The 19,376-nt window shown below is 59.2% G+C and carries 20 protein-coding genes; 13 read left to right on the top strand and 7 right to left on the bottom strand.

All coding sequences use genetic code 11. From position 1 onward, the window contains the following. Both A3714_RS10640 and A3714_RS10635 read right to left on the bottom strand, forming a co-directional pair. On the bottom strand, positions 1–305 hold a 305-nt coding region (locus A3714_RS10640), incomplete at its 3' end, for an SDR family NAD(P)-dependent oxidoreductase (RefSeq protein ID WP_156493855.1). A gap of 39 nt (positions 306–344) precedes the next feature. Continuing rightward, the gene (locus tag A3714_RS10635) at positions 345–1,274 is read right to left on the bottom strand and encodes a metal-dependent hydrolase (RefSeq protein ID WP_063509548.1); all 930 of its coding nucleotides are present in this window, start codon (positions 1,272–1,274) and stop codon (positions 345–347) included. Between the two features lie 510 nt (positions 1,275–1,784). On the opposite strand from A3714_RS10635, the gene A3714_RS10630 reads away from it, so the two are divergent. The 3 genes from A3714_RS10630 (at position 1,785) to A3714_RS10620 (ending at position 3,921) form a co-directional block, all read left to right on the top strand. Next, a complete protein-coding gene (locus tag A3714_RS10630) occupies positions 1,785–2,252 on the top strand; it encodes a DUF4282 domain-containing protein (RefSeq protein WP_062815425.1) in 468 nt (155 codons plus the stop codon). Positions 2,253–2,353: 101 nt separating this feature from the next. Next, positions 2,354–2,836: a DUF4282 domain-containing protein gene (locus tag A3714_RS10625; RefSeq protein ID WP_062815424.1), complete on the top strand. Its 483-nt coding sequence runs from the start codon at positions 2,354–2,356 to the stop codon at positions 2,834–2,836. Between the two features lie 119 nt (positions 2,837–2,955). Further along, positions 2,956–3,921, top strand: a complete 966-nt coding sequence (locus A3714_RS10620) for a nitronate monooxygenase family protein (protein WP_062815423.1) — start codon at positions 2,956–2,958, stop codon at positions 3,919–3,921. 145 nt (positions 3,922–4,066) lie between these two features. On the opposite strand, the gene A3714_RS10615 is transcribed toward A3714_RS10620, so the two are convergent. Next, positions 4,067–5,566: an NAD(P)/FAD-dependent oxidoreductase gene (locus tag A3714_RS10615; protein WP_063509549.1), complete on the bottom strand. Its 1,500-nt coding sequence runs from the start codon at positions 5,564–5,566 to the stop codon at positions 4,067–4,069. A gap of 437 nt (positions 5,567–6,003) precedes the next feature. On the opposite strand from A3714_RS10615, the gene A3714_RS10610 reads away from it, so the two are divergent. Next, on the top strand, positions 6,004–6,246 hold the full coding sequence (locus tag A3714_RS10610; protein WP_156478229.1) for a hypothetical protein: 243 nt from the start codon (positions 6,004–6,006) through the stop codon (positions 6,244–6,246). A 159-nt stretch (positions 6,247–6,405) separates the two neighbouring features. Here A3714_RS10610 and A3714_RS10605 read toward each other — a convergent pair whose 3' ends face one another. From A3714_RS10605 to nudE, 3 genes are all read right to left on the bottom strand, one after another. After that, complete coding sequence (locus A3714_RS10605; RefSeq protein WP_063509550.1) at positions 6,406–7,290, bottom strand: alpha/beta hydrolase; 885 nt, start codon at positions 7,288–7,290, stop codon at positions 6,406–6,408. Between the two features lie 242 nt (positions 7,291–7,532). Continuing rightward, positions 7,533–8,348 carry a 3'(2'),5'-bisphosphate nucleotidase CysQ gene (gene cysQ / locus A3714_RS10600; RefSeq protein WP_063509551.1) on the bottom strand — a complete coding sequence of 272 codons (816 nt, stop codon included), beginning with the start codon at positions 8,346–8,348 and terminating at the stop codon, positions 7,533–7,535. Positions 8,349–8,526: 178 nt separating this feature from the next. Continuing rightward, positions 8,527–9,075, bottom strand: coding sequence for an ADP compounds hydrolase NudE (gene nudE / locus A3714_RS10595; protein WP_063509555.1), 549 nt, complete (start codon positions 9,073–9,075; stop codon positions 8,527–8,529). A gap of 72 nt (positions 9,076–9,147) precedes the next feature. Here nudE and yrfG point away from each other — a divergent pair, with 72 nt between their 5' ends. From yrfG to A3714_RS10555, 8 genes are all read left to right on the top strand, one after another. Next, positions 9,148–9,801 (top strand): GMP/IMP nucleotidase, encoded by a 654-nt coding sequence (gene yrfG, locus A3714_RS10590; RefSeq protein WP_062815418.1) that lies wholly within the window; start codon positions 9,148–9,150, stop codon positions 9,799–9,801. Between the two features lie 10 nt (positions 9,802–9,811). Beyond that, positions 9,812–10,201, top strand: coding sequence for an RNA-binding S4 domain-containing protein (locus A3714_RS10585; protein WP_063509552.1), 390 nt, complete (start codon positions 9,812–9,814; stop codon positions 10,199–10,201). Between the two features lie 64 nt (positions 10,202–10,265). Further along, on the top strand, positions 10,266–11,120 hold the full coding sequence (gene hslO, locus A3714_RS10580) for an Hsp33 family molecular chaperone HslO (RefSeq protein ID WP_063509553.1): 855 nt from the start codon (positions 10,266–10,268) through the stop codon (positions 11,118–11,120). Between the two features lie 380 nt (positions 11,121–11,500). Beyond that, positions 11,501–13,045, top strand: a complete 1,545-nt coding sequence (locus A3714_RS10575; RefSeq protein ID WP_062815415.1) for a phosphoenolpyruvate carboxykinase — start codon at positions 11,501–11,503, stop codon at positions 13,043–13,045. A 307-nt stretch (positions 13,046–13,352) separates the two neighbouring features. Beyond that, positions 13,353–14,645, top strand: a complete 1,293-nt coding sequence (locus tag A3714_RS10570; RefSeq protein WP_063508357.1) for an NAD(P)/FAD-dependent oxidoreductase — start codon at positions 13,353–13,355, stop codon at positions 14,643–14,645. A 253-nt stretch (positions 14,646–14,898) separates the two neighbouring features. After that, entirely contained in the window at positions 14,899–15,807 is a 909-nt protein-coding gene (locus A3714_RS10565) for a YihY/virulence factor BrkB family protein (protein ID WP_063508356.1), read from the top strand. Positions 15,808–15,874: 67 nt separating this feature from the next. Then, a complete protein-coding gene (locus A3714_RS10560; RefSeq protein WP_103917078.1) occupies positions 15,875–16,273 on the top strand; it encodes a 3D domain-containing protein in 399 nt (132 codons plus the stop codon). A gap of 96 nt (positions 16,274–16,369) precedes the next feature. Continuing rightward, positions 16,370–17,575, top strand: coding sequence for a lytic murein transglycosylase (locus A3714_RS10555; RefSeq protein ID WP_063508355.1), 1,206 nt, complete (start codon positions 16,370–16,372; stop codon positions 17,573–17,575). Between the two features lie 21 nt (positions 17,576–17,596). On the opposite strand, the gene A3714_RS10550 is transcribed toward A3714_RS10555, so the two are convergent. After that, a complete protein-coding gene (locus A3714_RS10550) occupies positions 17,597–18,505 on the bottom strand; it encodes a LysR family transcriptional regulator (RefSeq protein ID WP_062815411.1) in 909 nt (302 codons plus the stop codon). A 109-nt stretch (positions 18,506–18,614) separates the two neighbouring features. Between A3714_RS10550 and A3714_RS10545 the strand changes: the two genes are divergently transcribed. Beyond that, positions 18,615–19,370, top strand: a complete 756-nt coding sequence (locus A3714_RS10545; RefSeq protein ID WP_035246190.1) for an SDR family oxidoreductase — start codon at positions 18,615–18,617, stop codon at positions 19,368–19,370. Positions 19,371–19,376: the final 6 nt, after the last annotated feature.

Raw genomic sequence — 19,376 nt, 5'->3', positions numbered from 1 at the left:
ATGTGGGCAAGGCGACCCAGGTGAACCGGGTTGCCGAGCAGCTTCTCCGCCTGCTCGGATAGCTTCTTCACCTGGGTCGCCTTGCCCACATCGCAGGCCACTGCATAGGCCTTGCCACCGGCTTTTTCAATCAGTGCTACCGTTTCTTCGGCACTTTCCAGTTTCAGATCTGCGCAAACCACCGCGGTGTTTCGTTTGGCCAGTTCCAGGGCAAAACTTCGCCCGATACCACTACCGGCACCGGTGACAACGGCATAACCGTTATAGCTGGGCTTGCTGGAACGAAACTTGAGAATATTCATCATTTTGTTATCCCTTTCACAGGTCGAGTATTCAGTGTTCGTTCAGGCACGCTTGCCCGGCACGAATTCCTTTGTCAGGTAAGGCGCCAACAGCCCGGTTTTCGGGTTAAGCAGCTTTTCCTTGTAGTACTCCAGGTACGCACTGGTGTCGTGGTCACTGGGATGAAAATCGCGGCGGGTGTAATCGAGAATATGCTTGATGGTGCTGCCATACACCCCATCTTTGGGCCCGACCATGACTGCCAGACTGCGCTGCACATCCTTCCAGTAACGCGGGCTCAACAGATTGCGCGGCTTGCGCATGATTGGAATCAAGGATGCCGCAACCGGAATCAGGAAAACGATGGTGAAGGCCGCCAGGGCAAAGCCTTGCATACGCAGGGCATAGTCGCCGGACAATTCCTGGAACACGTCGTAGGCCACATCTTTATGTTCTGACTCTTCCAGCATGTGCCACATCCACAGGGCACGCTGCTTCTCGTCGAAAGACTCATAGAAGATGTCTTCGTGCTTCATCATGTATTCCGCCAGCACCGCGGTGAAATGCTCAATGCCCGCCATCAAGGACAGCTGCATGCGGTTGGGCAGTTTCTTGAAGCCGTGCTCAAACACCTTGTCGGCAAGAAAACGATACAGCCCCACGGGGAAACGATGTTGGGCCAGCACATCATTGAACTCATTGTGCATCTTGGAATGAATCGCTTCCTGGCCGATCAGGGCGGTTACCAGACGCTTGAGCTCCGGATCTTTCACAAACTGACGGTGATGGCGGGCGGTATCAATCACCAGATCTTCGCCAAAGGTCAGAAAGATGGACAAGGCTTCGAAGTATGCCGACGCCAGCTCCGTGTTTCTGAAGAAGGTATCGTCAAGCTGCTTGCCATCGAACTGAAAATCCATATGGCGGATCGGCATCTCGGGCCGTTGCTTGGCGTTTTTCGGCACATATGAATGAATCGTTGCAGTGGTCATTTGGTCACCTGTCCAATGGGGCAAAGCCGATAATCTTGCGCACCGGGGAAACAGATCGGCGCGCACTACTGTTACATTGACGGGTGACACAATAAAGCGAATGCTTGTTCGGGTTCAATTCGGTTCGCCCTGCCTCCTACCGCCCCTTCCGCTTGCTGAATCCAGACATCTAAGGCATAAAAGACTGGACGGAATGGCGCCAAGAAATAATCAGCAACAAGCTGATTTTAATGAGAAAAAGCATCGAAACGGCGCCATTCAAACCTGCCATTCACCGATGCCGGCGCCAGCCTCTCATCACCCCTGCGAAGAGACAATTTGTCTTCCCCCGCCAAAACCGGGAAACGTGTTCGGATTTAGGCCAGCAGATAGGACACGATTTGCCTGGCATTTCCCCCGGATCTCTGGTCTGCCATGCCGGAATCTATAACAGAGCATTACAATCTATGGGTAGGAATAGCCTGGGAGGCCGGCAACAATAAAGTAAATTGATGGCCGTCGGGGGTGTCCATGCTCAACCAGGAAAAACTGAACCAATCCAAAATCCTGCAAATGGTGGACTGGCAGTTCAATCGTTATCTGTCCATGCAGCTGCTGCCTCTGTTGTATCTGCTGATGATTATCGGCGCACTGCTGCTGGTGGGTTTTCTGGTGGCCGCCAGCTACTCCAGCTCCTTGTGGTTTGGGCTTGCCGCCACCGTGCTATCCCCTCTGCTGTTTGTGGTGTTTGTCGCCATCGTCCGTGCCGCACTGGAATATCTGGTCATGGCCCATCGCACCATGAGCATCGTGGAAAGTATGAGAGCGCTTCCCGACCAGGTCGCCAAAGTCGAGGGCCGGGTAGAGGCGCTTACCAGCCAGGTGGAAGACATCCATGGCACCGTGATCCAGCTTCGTCCCCTGCTGCGATCCGCGGGCTTGCCCGCCCGACTGCTGGATTCCCTGCGCAAGGGGGAAAGCAAGGACGGGGACAAGTAAACACGGCACTCTCTGTACAGCCTGGCGCAACGGCGCTGCGGTAATTGCGCCAACCGTTATCGGTTCTAGACTGAATTCCATGACAAAAAAAGGAATTCATCATGGAACCTGACCAGCGCTTACAACGGCCACCCTCACTCGTTCCCAATCTGGCGGATTGGCGTTTCGAACACTACCTGACCATGCGCTTGCTGCCACTTTTCTACCTGCTTCTGGTGGCAGGGGCGGCCGTGGCCGTGTTCGGAATCGCTGCCGCCTGTTTCTGGATATCCACCCCCATCGGCCTGATCGCCCTGGCGGTTTCACCGCTGCTACTGCTGGTGATTGTTGCGGTGGTGCGTGCCGCACTGGAATACCTGATCATGGCGCATCGCATTATGCGAATTATTGAGCGCATGGACGCCCTGCCCGAGCAGGTGCGGGATCTGTCATACCGGGTGGACGGTATCACCCGGCAAGTGGATCGCCTGACGGATAATGTCCAGGACATTCACCAGGACCTGATGCATGTGCGGCCCCTGCTCCGTTCCGCAGGCCTTCCCGCCCGGCTGCTGGCTTTTCTGAAAACACCGGGCGATCGCTAGACGACTTCCAGATCACCATCAACGTCGCAACCAACCATCGCAATTGCCGGTCTTTTCATGTGTAATTTCTTCCCTGCAGGCGCCCGCCATGGCGCCCTCACCCTGAACAAGGAGTTACCATGTCGCTACCCGCATCCCTGCAAGAGCGGCTACGCCTGCCGGCCGTTGCCTCACCCATGTTTATTGTCTCCAACCCGGACCTGGTCATTGCCCAGTGCAAGGCCGGTATCGTCGGCTCGTTTCCGGCACTGAACGCCCGGCCGGCGGAAGAGCTGGAAGTCTGGCTAAAGCGCATCACCGAAGAGCTGGACGCCTGGAACCAGGCCAACCCGGATCAACCGGCGGCACCGTTTGCGGTGAACCAGATCGTGCACAAGTCCAACAACCGCCTGGAACACGATCTGGAAATGTGCGTGAAGTACAAGGTGCCTATCGTGATCACCTCCCTGGGCGCGCGGGTAGACGTGAACGAGGCCATCCACAGCTATGGCGGCCTGGTATTCCACGACATCATCAATAATTTCTTCGCCAAAAAAGCCATCGAGAAAGGGGCGGATGGCCTGATCGCCGTGGCCGCCGGGGCCGGTGGTCATGCGGGAACGCAATCCCCTTTCGCCCTGGTACAGGAAATCCGCGAATGGTTTGACGGCCCACTGCTGCTCTCCGGTTCCATCGCCAAGGGCGATGCCATTCTGGCGGCCCAGGCCATGGGGGCCGACCTGGCCTATATCGGTTCCGCCTTTATCGCCACCGATGAAGCCAACGCAGATGAGCGTTACAAGCAGTCCATCGTCGACAGCAGTGCCAGTGACATCATCTATTCCAACCTCTTCACCGGGGTGCACGGCAACTACCTGCGCAGCTCTATCGAAGCGGCAGGCCTGGACCCGGATGACCTGCCGGAAAGCGACCCGTCCAAGATGGATTTCGGCGATGGCAGCTCCAAGGCCTGGAAAGACATCTGGGGCAGTGGTCAGGGCATCGGCGCCATCAAGAAGATCGGTCCGGCCAGCGACCTGATTGAACGACTCAAAAAGGAGTACAGCAGCGCTCGCCAACGGATGGATCAGCTGCCCTGGAAATAACCGGTTCGTTGCACTGAGCAATGAGTATTGCTGTTGGGTAAAACGCAAGAGGCCGCGCCCGTGTTCCGGGCGCGGCCTCTTGCGTTTTAGGTTATGAAGGGAGGAACCCTTTTGCCTCTTTCAGCATGAAAATGGCAAAGGTCAATCACGCCCCCAGCAGGGATGCCACCAGGCCCTTCTTCTTCACCGGCTGGTAGTTGCTGAACTCCAGCACACCGTCGTCAATGGCGCCATAGCGCAGCTTGGGCAGATCCACCAGGTAGTTCTGCACTACCATCCAGGGCTGCTTGGAACCCTGCCGTGGCAGACGATCATCGGCACGCATGACATAGCCGGACTCCAGACCCAGGAAGTTCTCTTCAGTAATGCAATTATCCTTGTCTCGCGGGATCACCGTTGTGGCGCCGGTTTTTTCCATATGGTTCAGCAGGCGACACACATACTCGCAAACCAGATCCGCTTTCAGGGTCCAGGAGGAATTGGTATAGCCGAATACCAGCGCCATGTTCGGCACATCACGCAGCATCATGCCCTTGTAGACCAGTGATTCGCGAGGCTCTACGGCCTTGCCATCGATGGTACCTTCCACGCCACCCAGCATCTGAATATTCAGCCCGGTGGCGGTGATGATGATGTCCGCCTCCAGCTCCTGACCGGACTTGAGCAGAATCCCGTTCTCGGTGAAACGCTCGATATGATCGGTAACGATATCGGCCTCACCCCGACGCACGGTCTTGAACAAGTCGCCATTGGGCACTGCACACAGACGCTGATCCCAGGGGTTATAGTTAGGGCGGAAATGTGTCATATCCACATCATCGCCAAGCTGGCGTTTGGCCGCCGCCAGCAAGGCGCGACGGACCAGTTTGGGACGCTGCTTGGACAGCTTGTACACCAGGCGCTGCAGACCGATATTCCGGGCCCGGGACAGTTTGTAGACCAGCATATCCGGCAAGAAACGGCGCATACCCACGGAAATCGGGTCCACTTCCGGCACGGTGGCAATATAGGTGGGCGACCGCTGCAGCATGGTCACTTCTGCCCCTTCTTTGGCCATGGCAGGCACCAGCGTTACAGCGGTGGCACCGGAACCAATAACCACCACCTTCTTGCCCTTGTACTGCAGATTTTCCGGCCAGTGCTGCGGATGAACAATCTGGCCCTTGAAGTCTTTTTCGCCGGGGAAATCCGGTTTGTAGCCTTCGTCGTAGTTGTAATAACCACTGCAGGAGAACAGGAAGTTCGCGGTAAAGGTTTCCTGCTCACCGGTTTTCTCATTGGTGGTTTCCACGACCCATTGATTGTCATCACTGGACCAGTTCGCCTTGACCACCTTGCGACCGAAGCGGATGTGCTTCTTGACGTCGTATTCGTCCGCCGTGTCTTCCACGTACTGACGAATGGAAGGGCCATCCGCCAGCACCTTGGGATCGGTCCAGGGACGGAAGCTGTAGCCCAGGGTGAACATGTCGGAATCAGAACGGATGCCCGGGTACTTGAACAGGTCCCAGGTGCCACCAATGCGTTCGCGACGTTCCAGAATGGCATAGCTGCGATTCGGGCTCTTGCGGGTCAGATGGCAAGCTGCCCCGATACCGGAAAGGCCGGCACCGATAATCAGTACATCAACGTGGTTATTAGACATTTTCTTTTACCTCCAGCCCTTCGGCTGCCTGGTCTCGGCAGTGCAAAACATTGACATTCATCAATGGCACAATTAACTGGCGGACAGAATAGCCGTACTGGCGGGTATGAGAAAAGGCCAAAACAGGCCGTTAATTGGCCCTGGAGACGGGGAAAAGTGCCGCTAGAGACGGGCGGGCTGGCTCAGGCAGCATAAACAGCGGGTTTACTTTCCATGACACCGGTTTGCTGGCAGAACCGCAATGCCGATGACGGGACCGCCTCTACTCTCCGATTTTCATAATAAAGTGGTACGGAAGATCCAATATCATCGTGCCATCACCAATTTGTGATGTCATACACATTGCTGCGCTGCTCACTTCTGCATACTGCCTGCGCGCCATAGGGGAACGGCGCACATGGGGATGGATGAAACACTATAATTATAAGGGTACCGGCATGATTGATCTGACTGCCTTCGGGGACATGTTCGTCTCACACACCTGGCTGTGGATACCGATTTCCTGCGCCGTGATTATCAGCCTGCTGCTATGGAGCGGCCGCATCCGCCAGCCCGGCATGGTCAACCTGTTCGCCATTGGTCTGATCCTGCCCTGCATCAACCTGAGCATGATTGCCACCGGCGCCATGGTGGCCGCCGATCAACTGACGCTGGATCTGGTGGCCTTGCTGCCGTTTTAAGAGTGGCAAGTTGCAAGCTTCAAGCTGCAACGCGCCATAAACTTATCCTTGATTTTAAAAACATGAGGCCGCGCTCCAATCAATGGGCGCGGCCTCATGCGTTACGGTCAGCAGCGGCACTAATTCGCGCTGCAACTTGAAACTTGCAACTTGCCTGCCCTACAGGCCCTGAAGAAATTCCAACTGATCCGCCAGGCTGATATCCCGGGCCTCACCCTGATAGATATCGAAATGGCCCACCGGGTAACGCTTCACTGTCGCGTTCGCCATGGCGGCAGCAGCCTTTTCGGCGGCGGACGCCGGCGCCACGGTGTCCGTCTCACAAATCAGCACCAACGCCGGGCAAGTCACCTTTGCCGCCTGGGTCACTGGCCGGAACATGGGCAGAACCAGTCCAATGCGGGCAGCCACTTCATTGGGAACCCCCGCCGGCATCAGCGCGGTATAGCCGTCGTAGGCATCATGACTGGACATGGCGGCCAACTCACCGGGCTTGCCGGCAGACGGCAACATGCGCGGTCCGAGACCCAGCATGCTGCTGGCCACATCCCAGAGGCCCAGGCCCGTCATTTTCATGGCCTGCCCTGCCCCCGCATAACGCATTACCTCCATCACCGAGGCCAGACCATCCATCATCGGACACTGGGCAATGATACCGGCCACATCCGGCTCCCGTGCCGCCACGGTCGTAACCAAACCACCGGCAAAAGACGTTCCCCACAACACGATACGCTGGTTGTCCACGTCCTCTTGCTTACGCACACAGGCCAGCGCCGCCTGCCAGTCCGCCACTTCCCGGTTGGGCAACAACACCTGGCGGGGCATGCCCTCACTCTCACCGAAGTGCCGGTAGTCGAACAGAAACACCGCATGGCCGGCGTTCAAAAAAGCATCCCGGAATGGCGCCAGCCCACAGTCCTTGGTAAGACCAAAACCGTGGCCCATGACCACAGTCAGGAAGGGACCGTCGCCTTCAGGCAGATAAAGATCCCCGCGGCAGGACTGGCCATCGCTGACAAATCGCAGTTCACGCATTGTGCTCATGGAAACTCCTTATTGGTTTGCCGTATCGCCAACCTGTCCACACCCCACCGTGGGAGCGTCGCTCGCGGCGCGAAAAGCCGTTGCGCGATACGAGGAACGAGAAGCGAAAACCTGCCATTCCGGGTTTAAGCAATTTGATCTTCGAAACTCGTTTCTCGCCACTCGATACTCCGGTTATCGCACCCCAACCCGCACGGTACAAAGCCCGACGTTTCCGGCAATTTCGATAATGATCCCAGCCCTTACCCGGCGATCGCCGGGGCGATAAAGCGCCACTCTTCGATGCTCTGTCCCAACACCAGAAAGTGCGGATTGAGAATGTCTTCCTTGTTGTACTGCAATGGCTCAAAGACGGTATTGACCACAACGCCACCGGCAGCGGTCACCACTGCGTGGGCGGCGGCCGTATCCCATTCGCTGGTGGGCGCCAGGCGCGGATAAATGTCCGCACTGCCTTCCGCCACCAGACACAGCTTCAGTGACGATCCCATGGAGGCCCGCTCCACCTCGCCCACTTCCTGGCGGATAAAGGCTTCCAGTTTTTCCACCGCTTCCCCGCCGTGACTGCGGCTGGCCACCATCACCACCGGCGTGGTGCGGGCCCGGCACTGGATCGGCTTGCGCTCGCCCTTTTCCTCTTTAAAGGCACCGACACCGCGGCCGCCCAGATAGGTCACCGCCGTTACCGGCACATGCACCACACCCAGTACCGGGGTATCCCCTTCCACCAGGGCAATGTTCACGGTGAACTCGCCGTTGCGCTTGATGAACTCCTTGGTGCCATCCAGCGGGTCCACCAGCCAGAAACGGGGCCAGCCCTTGCGCTCGGCATAGGCAATACCGCCGGATTCTTCAGAGAACACCGGAATCTCCGGCGTCAGCGCCTGCAGGCGCGCTTCAATGATCTTGTGCGCCGCCATATCCGCTTCCGTAATCGGCGACTTGTCATCCTTGGTTTCCACCCCCAGGTCGTCACGCTCGTACACCGTCAGAATGGCATCACCCGCTTCACGGGCAATCTCGGCGAGCGGGTCCAGCAGGGTATTAAGGTCGGTCATTTCGGATTTCCTATCGTTCAAAATTAGTACTTGTAGGCGCCAGCCTGCTGACACTCATGCGAGGTACGAGTAACGAGTTGCGAAAGGCAAAACCGGTTTTCGAAACTCGTTACTCGTACCTCGCCACTCTTTCGCTTTCAGGCAAGCCCCACAGCAGATGTTTGGTGGCGCTCCGGAGTCAGCCCCGTTGCTCCAGCAAACGCTTGGCCATCAGCAGCGCTGCAATCACCCGGGCTTCTGTCACATCGTCCCGCTCGATCAAGCGGTCCAGATCCGACAGTTTCCAGGTGAGCACTTCCAGTTCTTCCGGTTCATCCCCCGGCAGGGATTCTTCGTACAGCTCTTCCGCCAGCACCACCTTGATACGGTGACCCATATAGCCGGGCGACAAGGTCATGTCCTTCATCAGGGTGAGTCGACGAGCACCATAACCGGCTTCTTCCTTTAATTCCCGGTTGGCGGCATCCCGCCAGTCTTCGCCATGTTCGTAGGCGCCCTTGGGCAGGGTCAGCTCGTAACTTTCCGTGCCGGCGCCATATTCACGGATCATCACTACCGTGTCGTCGTCCAGTAACGGCACCATCATCACAGCGGCAATGGGCGGGGTACGCAGGCGTTCATAGGTGCGCTCTACCCCGTTGCGAAAACGCAGGTGCAGCTCTTCAATTCCGAACAGCCGGCTTTTCGCCACCAGTCGGGTGTCGAGAATCTCCGGTTTCTCATCCATAATTGGTAACAGCTCTCGCGGCATGCAGGTTCATGTAGAGGCCGAAGACTAACCCGAATACGCAGGAAATTCATGATTGACTGGCATTCTGTCGACACCGTGTTACTGGATATGGACGGCACCCTGCTGGACCTGGAGTTCGACAACTGGTTCTGGCAAAAACATGTGCCCGAGTGCTACGCCCGGCAACAGGGGCTGGACCGGGCCGAGGCCGACCGCATCATCCACGACTGGATCACCAGCCATCTGGGCACCCTGAACTGGTACTGCCTGGACTTCTGGACCGCGGAACTGGGCCTGGAAATCGCCCGGTTGAAACGGCAAGCCGGCGACCGTATCGCCATCCGCCCCGGCGCAGACACCTTTCTGCAGGCCCTGAAGGAGTCCGACAAACAGGTCATCATGGTCACCAATGCCCATCGCGATGCCCTGGATTTAAAGGTGGAGCGTACCGGCATCGACCGCTATTTCGATGAGATCGTCTCCAGCCACGACTATGGCCATGCCAAGGAAGCCCAGGCATTCTGGCAACATTTGCAGCGCCACCTGCCCTTCGACCCGGCCCGTGCCCTGCTGGTGGATGACTCCCTGCCGGTACTGCATAGCGCCCAGCTCTATGGCATCGGTCAGCCGGTGAGTATCCTGCACCCGGATTCCAGCCTGCCAAAGCGGGATCACACCGACCCCTTCCCGGCCATCGATGATTTTCTGCAGGTTTTACCTTGAGAGGAATGCCATGAGCGAGAGCGTTCGCATCGACTCCTGGCTGTGGGCGGCCCGTTTCTTCAAGACCCGCAGCCTGGCCAAGGCCGCTATCGAAGGCGGCAAGATCCAGATCGATGGCAGCAAGGCCAAACCCAGCAAGAATGTGCAACCCGGACAGACCATCGCCATTACCAAGGGCACGGAACATTTCGAGGTCGTCGTCGAAGGCTTGAGCAGCAAACGCGGCCCCGCCAGCGTGGCCCAGACCCTTTATCAGGAGACCGAACAAAGCCGCCAGCGGCGGGACCAGAGCAGTGAACAGCGCAAACTGGCTCGGGCCGCCACCGCCGCACCGGACCACAAGCCCAGCAAGAAGGAGCGCCGGGATATCCAGCGTTTCAAGAGAGACAACCTGGAATAACCGCCAGGGCGCCCCCATTAATAGAGCGACTATTAAAGGCACCGACAGCTGTCAGGACTTAACCATGCAAGACCACAAACAACGCTTTCTCTTTCCCGACTCCGATATCCGCGGCGAACTGGTGCAGGTAGAAAGCAGTATCACCCGTATTATTGAAGGGCATAACTACCCCCTGGCGGTACAGGGGCTGATCGGCGAAGCCGTGGCCGCCGTGGCCTTGCTGGCCAGCACCCTGAAATTCAAGGGACGTCTGGCGCTGCAGGCCCAGGGCAAAGGCCCGGTATCCCTGCTGCTGGCCGAATGCACCAATGAGGGTGAGCTGCGCGCCCTGGCCCGTCACAGTGACGGCCAGGACTGGAGCCAGGGTGACATCCAGACCCTGATCGGTGACGGCAACATGGTGATCACCATCACCCCGGACCAGGGCAAACAGTACCAGGGCATTGTCCCCCTGGCCGGTGACTCCCTGGCCCAGTGCCTGGAAGCCTACTTCCGCCAGTCCGAGCAGCTCCCCACCCGTCTTTGGCTGGCCAGCGGCAACAACCGGGCCGCCGGCCTGCTGCTGCAGCGACTGCCCAACCAGCTGGCCAGCAGCGACGCCAACGCGCAGATGTGGGAGCACCTGGAAGCCCTCGCTGGCACCCTGAAAATGGAAGAGCTGCTCAACCTGGACGACCAGACCATCCTTCACCGGCTGTTCCACGACACCCCGCCGCAACTCCCCGAGGCCCGGGCCCTGCAATTCGGCTGCACCTGCTCCCGGGACCGCAACCGGAATGCCCTGATCTCCCTGGGCAGCAACGAGTTGCAGATGCTGCTCGACGAGGACGGCGAAGTGACCCTGACCTGCGATTTCTGCCGCAACCAGGAGCGCTTCGATGCGGTGGATCTGGCGGGGATGATCAGGGAAAGCAATTAATAGTGAATAATGAATAATTAATAACGTCGCGGTTTTATTCTGTCTCACCTGAAACGCAAGAGGCCGCGCCCATAGCCCGGGCGCGGCCTCTTGCGCTCCGAGACAAGGCCCAGCTACCCCGCGCAACTATTCATTATTCATTATTAACTATTAATTGCCCCCAGCGCCGTGACTGCCCGGTCCAAGGGGGAATCGCCACTGATTTCCTTTTCTGGCATAATCGCGCGCCTGTGCTGACTGGAGGTTCCATCCCCCGGTCCCTTTTGGTCTTGCCCGGTGGCAGTAACGGGCACGAGACCGGCACTGTTATCCGCAATGCGAACCAGAGTTTCGGCGCCCATACACGCTGAAACGGCACGGCCACAAGCCCAGGAATAACCATGACCGACCCGATTGTTTATAACGACCTCAGCCCGGCCCAGCTGGTAGAGCTGGCAGTTCAGCGCAACGAAGGCCGCCTGTCCGACACCGGCGCCCTGGTAGTGGAAACCGGTCATCGCACCGGCCGCTCCCCCATGGACCGCTACATCGTTGACGAGCCCAGCACCAGCGAGCACATCCACTGGGGTGCCATCAACCGCGCCTTCCCCGCCGACAAGTTCGATGCCCTGTGGGATCGTGTCAGCGTTGCCGTGGCCGACGCCGATGCCTTTGTTTCCCACCTGCATGTGGGCGCAGATACCGATCATTACCTGGCCGTAAAAGTGACCGCGCAGACCGCGTGGCACAACCTGTTCGCCAACACCATGTTCATCCGCCCGGAGAAATACAACCCGCGCAGCAAGGAAGAGTGGCAGATCCTGCACGCCCCGCACTTCCAGTGCGAGCCGGAGCGTGACGGCACCAACTCCGACGGCTGTGTGATCCTCAACTTCGCCCAGCGCAAGATCCTTATCGCCGGCATGCGTTACGCCGGTGAAATGAAGAAAGCCATGTTCTCCGTGCAGAACTTCCTGCTGCCGGAAAAAGACGTGCTGCCCATGCACTGCTCCGCCAACGTGGGCGAAGACGGCGACGTGGCCCTGTTCTTCGGTCTGTCCGGCACCGGCAAAACCACCCTCTCCGCCGACCCGGCCCGTTACCTGATCGGTGACGACGAGCACGGCTGGGGCAAGGACGTGGTCTTCAACATCGAAGGCGGCTGCTACGCCAAGTGCATCGACCTGAGCCAGAAGAACGAGCCGGTGATCTGGGACGCCATCAAGTTCGGCGCGGTACTGGAAAACGTCATCATCAATGACGAGACCCGCACCGCCGACTACACCGACGTGTCCCTGACCCAGAACACCCGTGCCGCCTACCCGCTGGAAAACATCGACAAGAAAGTCGAAGCCAACCGTGCCGGCGAACCCAAGCACATCATCTTCCTGACCTGCGACCTGACCGGCGTCCTGCCGCCTGTGTCCAAGCTGTCCAAGGAAGCGGCGGCCTACCACTTCCTGAGCGGCTACACCGCCCTGGTGGGCTCCACCGAAATGGGTTCCGGTGGCGGCATCAAGAGCACCTTCTCCACCTGCTTCGGCGCCCCCTTCTTCCCCCGTCGTGCCGGCGAGTACGCCGAGCTGCTGATCAAGCGCATGGAAGAATTCGGCTCTACCGTCTACCTGGTGAACACCGGCTGGACCGGTGGCCCCTACGGCGAAGGTGAGCGTTTCAGCATCCCCACCACCCGTGGCGTCGTGAACGCGATCCTGTCCGGTGAGCTGGACAATGCGGAAACCGAGCATCTGGACATCATCAACCTGGACGTGCCCAAGAACGTTCCCGGGGTGGACAACAAGCTGCTGCAGCCCAAGAACACCTGGGCCAACCCGGAAAACTACGAGGCCCGCGCCCGCGATCTGGCGGAACAGTTCGAGAAGAACTTTGCCGAGAAGTATGCGGACGTGTCCGACGAGATCCGCGCCGCTGGCCCCAAGGCCTGATCCGCAAGGATCACTGAAAAAGCCCGCCACCGGCGGGCTTTTTCATTGCCGCCCGGTGGGCAGACCCGCCCACCCGGGAAGGCAAAAAGGAAACACCTGGTCTGGACTTGTTTACCACAAAGGCTAGACTGCACCTCCGGAGCCATGACAGCCGTCATCGTTCCCTGCCCCACAAGGGCTCTGCCTCATTGATGAGCCACTGAGTCCGCAAGCGGCACTCCGTGACTCCTTTAACCCGGACCTGTTCACCGCCAAGGTGGATATGATTGACTGGCAACCCCAATGGGTTAGCCCAACAGGAGCCCCAATGAGCAAACCCAGAATTGTTGTCGTCGGCGGTGGCGCCGGCGGCCTGCCCCTGGTGACCCGCCTGGGCCGCAAGCTCGGCAAATACGGCCACGCGGACGTAACCCTGGTGGATTCCTCCAGCATCCATGTCTGGAAACCGCGTTTTCACGAAGTGGCCACCGGCGCCATCGATGCGGACCTGGATGCGGTGGACTACCGCGCCCACGCCCAGCTGAACCATTATCGCTTCGAGCCGGGCACCATGACCCGGGTGGACGTGCAGGCCCAGACCCTGACGCTGGCCCCCCTCCATGACAACCACGGCTCGGAAGTCCTGCCGGAACGGCAACTGCCCTACGATTATCTGGTGCTGGCCACTGGCAGTCAGAGCAACGATTTCGGCACCCCCGGGGTGCGCGAAAATTGCCTGTTCATGGACAGCCGGGCCCAGGCGGAGCGTTTTCGCGAGCGCTTCCTGAATGCCTGCCTGCATGCCAACTACGAGGGCAAGCCGGTATCCGTGGCCATTGTGGGTGGCGGTGCCACCGGCGTGGAGCTGGCCGCAGAACTGCACCATGCGGTGTCCATGCTCAACTTCTACGGCCACGAAAAACTGGATCGCAAACACCTGCAGGTGGACGTGATTGAAGCGGCACCGCGGATTCTGCCGGTGCTCAGCGAGCGGGTGTCCGCCACCGCCACCCAGCGTCTGGAGTCCCTGGGTGTCAAGGTACGCACCGGCGTCATGGTGGCCGAAGCCACCCCCGACGCCCTGGTGCCCAAGGAAGGCGACCCCATCAAGGCGGACCTGCTGGTATGGGCGGCCGGGGTGAAATGCCCGGACTGGCTGGGCCAGATTGAAGGCCTGACCACCAATCGCATCAATCAGGTGGAAGTGGAGCCAACCCTGCAGGCCAAGGGCCACAAGAATATCTTCATCATCGGCGATGCGGCGTTCCTGATCCCGGAAGGGGAAGAGCGGCCCATCCCGCCACGGGCCCAATCCGCCCAGCAGATGGCCCAGCACACCGCCCGCAGTCTTCAGCAGCTGATCATGAAACGCGAACCCCGACCGTTCCATTACAAGGACCATGGCTCGCTGGTTTCGCTGTCCAATTACAGCTCCGTGGGCATGCTGATGGGCAACCTGAAAGGCGGCAACTTCTTTGTGGAAGGCTGGCTGGCGCGGATGATGTACATCAGCCTGTATCGCATGCACCAGGCCGCCCTGTATGGCTGGCCGCGAACGATCATGCTGCTGATCGCCGGGCGTTTCAACAAGCTGGTACGGCCGAGGTTGAAGCTGCATTAGCAGCCCCACGCTCCTACGGCTTGACACACCTTGCCGTAGGAGCGTTGCTGGCGGCGCGATAACCAGCCCAAGATCAAAAACACTTTCACAACAGAGGTCGCAGAGAAAACCCATTTTTCCTCAGCGAACTCTGTGATGACGTATTCTTCTAACGCTTTTTATCGCGCCGCCAGCGACGCTCCTACGGTGAAATCTTGGCAGCCGTCTCTCCCCCCCGCTACACTGCCTGAACACTCGCTGATGACAGGCAACGATGAAAGACACCTTTCTCTACTGGTTCGGCATTCTCAAAAACACCCTGCGCCTGTGGCTGGAAGCCAACGCCGCCAGCTATGCCGGGTCGTTGGCGTTCTTTACCCTGTTCTCCATTGCCCCTGTCATCATCCTGGCGGTGAAAGTGATTTCCCTGGTAATGAGCAGCGAAGCCGCCATGGCGGAAATTCTCGGCCAGCTGGAAGCCACCGTCGGCCCCGCCGCCACCGAAGAAATCCGCAATGCCATCATGAATACCCGGGCCCCCAGCCAGGGGATTCTAGCCGGGTTCCTCAGTCTGACGGTGATGATTATCGGTGCCACCACCGTGTTCGCCCAGATGCAACGCTCCATGAATGCCATCTGGGAAGTGGTGCCACGGCCCTCGCGCAATACCGTGGTGGCCCTGATAAAGAGCCGCTTGCTGTCACTGACCGTGGTGGTATCACTGGGTTTTGTGTTGCTGGTATCCCTGCTTCTCAACGTGGCCGTACAGACCCTGATGGTCTACGCGGAAAACTGGATTCCCTTCCATGCCAGCGTGGCCCTGGGACTGGAGGTCATGGTCTCCATTACCGTTATTGCCCTGTTGTTCGGGATGATCTTTCGCCTGCTACCAGATGTGGTACTGAGCTGGAAAGACGTGGCCCCTGCCGCGCTGATGACCGCCGTGCTGTTTGCCATAGGCCGCGCCCTGATCGGCTTTTATCTTTCCCACACCGCCACCGCCTCCACCTATGGGGCCGCCGGTTCGCTGGTGATCCTGCTCATGTGGGTGTACTACTCCTCCATGATCCTGCTGCTCGGCGCCGCCTTCAGTCGCGCCCACAGTGAAGCCCGGGGGCGGATTATCCGTGCCCGCTCCACCGCCGTACGGGTCCGCCGGGAAATACACGAAACGCCCGCCTAACATCATTTTCATGCCCCCTTCACAGCCGGATTGACACGGTAAGGTGTCAATCTGGAAAGGGGATCCCATGATAAAAACACGCTTTTTTCCCGTACTCGGCATCAGTCTGCTCGGTTTCCTGGCGGGCGGCTGCAGCGACAACACCATAAGCCAGGAAGTCACTGCCACTGCGTACACCCTGTCGGAAGCGGAAACCAAGAAGGGCAATGTGGGGCTTGCGGCCTGGGGCGATCAACTGGAACCCGGCATGAAGGCCATCGCCGTATCCCGTGATCTTATTCCCAAGGGCCTTACCCATCGCACCGAGGTGGAAGTGGAAGGCCTGGGCACCTATGTGGTGCTCGACAAGATGAACAAACGCTGGACCGACAAAATCGACATTCTCATGGCCGATCGGGCCGACGCCCGGGAGTGGGGCAAACAGACCGTGACCATTCACTGGGAGGCCCCGGAGGAAACCCCCTGAACCCGGCGGCAATTTTGCAATTCTCCCGATGAAACCCCGGCAGGGCCGTCGTAAACTGCCTGATATTGATGTCCCTGCCTCGGTTTCGGAGTTTCCATGGCCACCCGTTTTTTCCTGATTTCCCTGTTCCTGTTTTTCAGCCATCCCGCCCTGGCACTGGATCAGGAAAGTTTCGCCATGTGTATCAGCAAACTGCGCCAGGCCGGACTGGAAGCCGGGCTACCGGCCCAGGTGATCAGCCAGCACCTGGATGATGTGAAGCTGAATGAAAAAGTGGTGGAACTGGATCGCAGCCAGCCGGAATTCACCAGCAGTTTTGCCGACTACTTTACCCGTCGCGTCAGCGAGCAACGGATCGAAAAAGGTCGCGAGAAATACCGCCGCCATCGTCCATTGCTCGACACCCTGACCCGGGAATATGGCATCCCCGGCCATTACCTGGTGGCCTTCTGGGGGCTGGAAACCAACTATGGCGGCTACCTGGGCAATATCCCCACCCTTGATGCCCTGGCGACACTGACCTGCGAAGGCCGTCGCGGAGACTATTTTCAGGGCGAGCTGTTCAATGCCCTGCGCATTCTGCAGGCCGGTGATGTGGATGCTTCGCAGATGAAAGGCTCCTGGGCCGGCGCCATGGGCCAGACACAATTCATGCCGGCCGTGTTTCTCAAACACGCCCAGGATCACGATGGCGATGGTCGCCGGGATCTGTGGGGCAGCACCGAGGACGCCCTCGCCTCCGGCGCGCATTTCCTGCAGGCACTGGGCTGGGAACGGGAAGCACGCTGGGGCCGGGAAGTCCGACTGCCCAAAGGCTTCGACTACCAGCTCACCGGCTTCGGCAACAAACGCCCCCTCGCCGACTGGGCAGAGCTGGGCCTGACCCTGCCCAATGGCCAGCCCCTGCCGTCTGCAGAAATGGAAGCGGCGGTGATCGTACCCGCGGGCCACCAGGGGCCGGCCTTTCTGGCCTACCACAACTTCCGGGTGATCATGGGCTGGAACCGCTCCGAGTCCTACGCCATCGCCGTTGGCCGCCTGGCGGACCGCATCGCCGGCGCCGGCCCCCTGTCACAGGCACCCCCGCAGGCGCCACGCCTCGACCGGAAGCAGGTCACCCGCCTGCAGCGCATCCTCAACGAACAGGGCTTTGACGCCGGCGAAGAAGATGGCCTGATGGGCCCCGGCACCCGCAAGGCCATCGCCCGCTACCAACAGGCCAATGATCTGGTGGCCGATGGTTTCCCGGGGGAAGAGGTGCTGACTCGCATCGGCGTCTACCCTGGACCCTCAGGGGAATAAGCCGGAGTTCGCCAAGCCTGACTACGCCATCCCCAGCACCTTGTCTTTGAGCACCGGCACGACCCAGTCAATAAAGGCTTCAAGGCGTCGGGTCATATGTTCCCGGTGCGGATACAACAGGGTGATGGGCATGGGGGGCGGCACGGCGTCCGGCAGCACGCTGACCAGGCGGCCAGAGTCCAGATGGTGGCGCACATCATAGTGGGGCACCTGTATCATCCCCAGCCCTGCCAGGGCACAGGCGATCAGCGCTTCTGCGGTATTCACCGTGACACGGGACGGCAGCGGCACACTCTCCAGGCGGTCGCCCTGACGATATTCCCAGCTCTCCACCCTGCCGGTCATCGACGACACAAACGCCACAATGGGGTGGGATGACAGATCCTTCGGGGTGGCCGGTCGGCCATACCGGGCCAGATAGGCCGGGCTGGCGCAATTGCAAAGCGGCAAGCTTCCCAGCGGCCGGGCAATCAGGTTGCTGTCTGTCAGCTCCCCCACCCGAATCACGCAATCCACGCCCTCGCTCACCAGATCCACCGCGCGGTCGGTGACCCCCATCTGGATATCAATATCCGGGTAACGATTCAGGAAATCCGGCAACGCCGGCGCCAGAATCCGTCGCCCCAGACGCCCGGGCACATTGATGCGCAGCTTGCCTTGGGGGCGGCGATCATTGGCCACAAATGCCCCCTGCAACTGTTCATAATCCTGCAACAGTGTCACGCCCTTCTGATAGAGAAAATGGCCCTCCTCAGTAACCTTGATGGCCCGGGTGGTGCGGTTCAGCAGACGCGCGCCCATCTCGGCCTCCAGTTCCTTGATGGCCGTGGACACGGTGGAACGGGGGATTTCCAGGCTCTCCGCCGCCCGGGTAAAACTCAGGCAATCCACCACCCGGACAAAGATATGCATTCTTTCGAGACGGTCCATGCTTTTCCATTGTTCGTTATTTTCGACATATGCTGTCAGCTTACACCGGTTTATGCCCACGCCAAGCCTGCCGACAATGTCGACACCTTAACGAGCAGGAGCAAGACTGATGACGGATTACGGATTCAAGGACAAGGTAGTGTTGATTGCTGGCGGCGCCAAGAACCTGGGCGGCCTGTTGAGCCGGCAAATCGGTCGCGAAGGCGCCAAGGTCGTGGTGCATTACAACAGCGATGCCAGCCGCGCCGATGCAGAAGACACGGTCAAGGCGGTGAAAGACCTGGGTGGCGAGGCCTACATGACCCAGGGCGATCTGACCCGGCCGGCCAACGTGGAAGCACTGTTTCTGGAAGCCAAGGACAAGTTCGGCGGCATCGATGTGGCCATCAATACCGTGGGCAAGGTGTTGCGCAAACCGATCGTGGAAACCAGTGAAGAAGAATACGACTCCATGTTCGACATCAATGCCAAGTCCGCCTATTTCTTCATCAAGGAAGCGGGCAAACACCTGAACGATAATGGCAAGATCGTCACTGTACTCACCTCTCTGCTCGCCGCCTTTACCGATGGCTACTCCACCTATGCCGGCGGCAAGTCACCGGTAGAGCACTTCACCCGTGCCGCCGCCAAGGAATTCGGTGGGCGTGGTATCTCGGTCTCCGCGGTGGCCCCCGGCCCCATGGACACCCCCTTCTTTTACGGACAGGAAACCCCGGAACGGGTGGCCTACCACAAGTCACAGGCCATGAACGGGGACCTGACCAAAATCGAGGACATCGCCCCCATCATCAAATTCCTGGCCACGGAAGGTTGGTGGATCACCGGCCAGACAATTTTCCCCAATGGCGGCTACACTACCCGCTAGTGCCAG

The organism is Alcanivorax sp. HI0007 (assembly GCF_001635525.1).
Classification (GTDB): Bacteria; Pseudomonadota; Gammaproteobacteria; order Pseudomonadales; family Alcanivoracaceae; genus Alcanivorax.
This window is presented reverse-complemented; position numbering and strand designations above follow the sequence as displayed.

What these genes read in the sequence shown, in the direction of transcription:
- A3714_RS10635 (WP_063509548.1), bottom strand. Translation starts at nt 1,274, where the DNA reads ATGACCACTGCAACGATTCATTCATATGTGCCGAAAAACGCCAAGCAA.
- A3714_RS10630 (WP_062815425.1), top strand. Translation starts at nt 1,785, where the DNA reads ATGCTCAACCAGGAAAAACTGAACCAATCCAAAATCCTGCAAATGGTG.
- A3714_RS10625 (WP_062815424.1), top strand. Translation starts at nt 2,354, where the DNA reads ATGGAACCTGACCAGCGCTTACAACGGCCACCCTCACTCGTTCCCAAT.
- A3714_RS10620 (WP_062815423.1), top strand. Translation starts at nt 2,956, where the DNA reads ATGTCGCTACCCGCATCCCTGCAAGAGCGGCTACGCCTGCCGGCCGTT.
- A3714_RS10615 (WP_063509549.1), bottom strand. Translation starts at nt 5,566, where the DNA reads ATGTCTAATAACCACGTTGATGTACTGATTATCGGTGCCGGCCTTTCC.
- A3714_RS10610 (WP_156478229.1), top strand. Translation starts at nt 6,004, where the DNA reads ATGATTGATCTGACTGCCTTCGGGGACATGTTCGTCTCACACACCTGG.
- A3714_RS10605 (WP_063509550.1), bottom strand. Translation starts at nt 7,290, where the DNA reads ATGAGCACAATGCGTGAACTGCGATTTGTCAGCGATGGCCAGTCCTGC.
- cysQ (WP_063509551.1), bottom strand. Translation starts at nt 8,348, where the DNA reads ATGACCGACCTTAATACCCTGCTGGACCCGCTCGCCGAGATTGCCCGT.
- nudE (WP_063509555.1), bottom strand. Translation starts at nt 9,075, where the DNA reads ATGGATGAGAAACCGGAGATTCTCGACACCCGACTGGTGGCGAAAAGC.
- yrfG (WP_062815418.1), top strand. Translation starts at nt 9,148, where the DNA reads ATGATTGACTGGCATTCTGTCGACACCGTGTTACTGGATATGGACGGC.
- A3714_RS10585 (WP_063509552.1), top strand. Translation starts at nt 9,812, where the DNA reads ATGAGCGAGAGCGTTCGCATCGACTCCTGGCTGTGGGCGGCCCGTTTC.
- hslO (WP_063509553.1), top strand. Translation starts at nt 10,266, where the DNA reads ATGCAAGACCACAAACAACGCTTTCTCTTTCCCGACTCCGATATCCGC.
- A3714_RS10575 (WP_062815415.1), top strand. Translation starts at nt 11,501, where the DNA reads ATGACCGACCCGATTGTTTATAACGACCTCAGCCCGGCCCAGCTGGTA.
- A3714_RS10570 (WP_063508357.1), top strand. Translation starts at nt 13,353, where the DNA reads ATGAGCAAACCCAGAATTGTTGTCGTCGGCGGTGGCGCCGGCGGCCTG.
- A3714_RS10565 (WP_063508356.1), top strand. Translation starts at nt 14,899, where the DNA reads ATGAAAGACACCTTTCTCTACTGGTTCGGCATTCTCAAAAACACCCTG.
- A3714_RS10560 (WP_103917078.1), top strand. Translation starts at nt 15,875, where the DNA reads ATGATAAAAACACGCTTTTTTCCCGTACTCGGCATCAGTCTGCTCGGT.
- A3714_RS10555 (WP_063508355.1), top strand. Translation starts at nt 16,370, where the DNA reads ATGGCCACCCGTTTTTTCCTGATTTCCCTGTTCCTGTTTTTCAGCCAT.
- A3714_RS10550 (WP_062815411.1), bottom strand. Translation starts at nt 18,505, where the DNA reads ATGGACCGTCTCGAAAGAATGCATATCTTTGTCCGGGTGGTGGATTGC.
- A3714_RS10545 (WP_035246190.1), top strand. Translation starts at nt 18,615, where the DNA reads ATGACGGATTACGGATTCAAGGACAAGGTAGTGTTGATTGCTGGCGGC.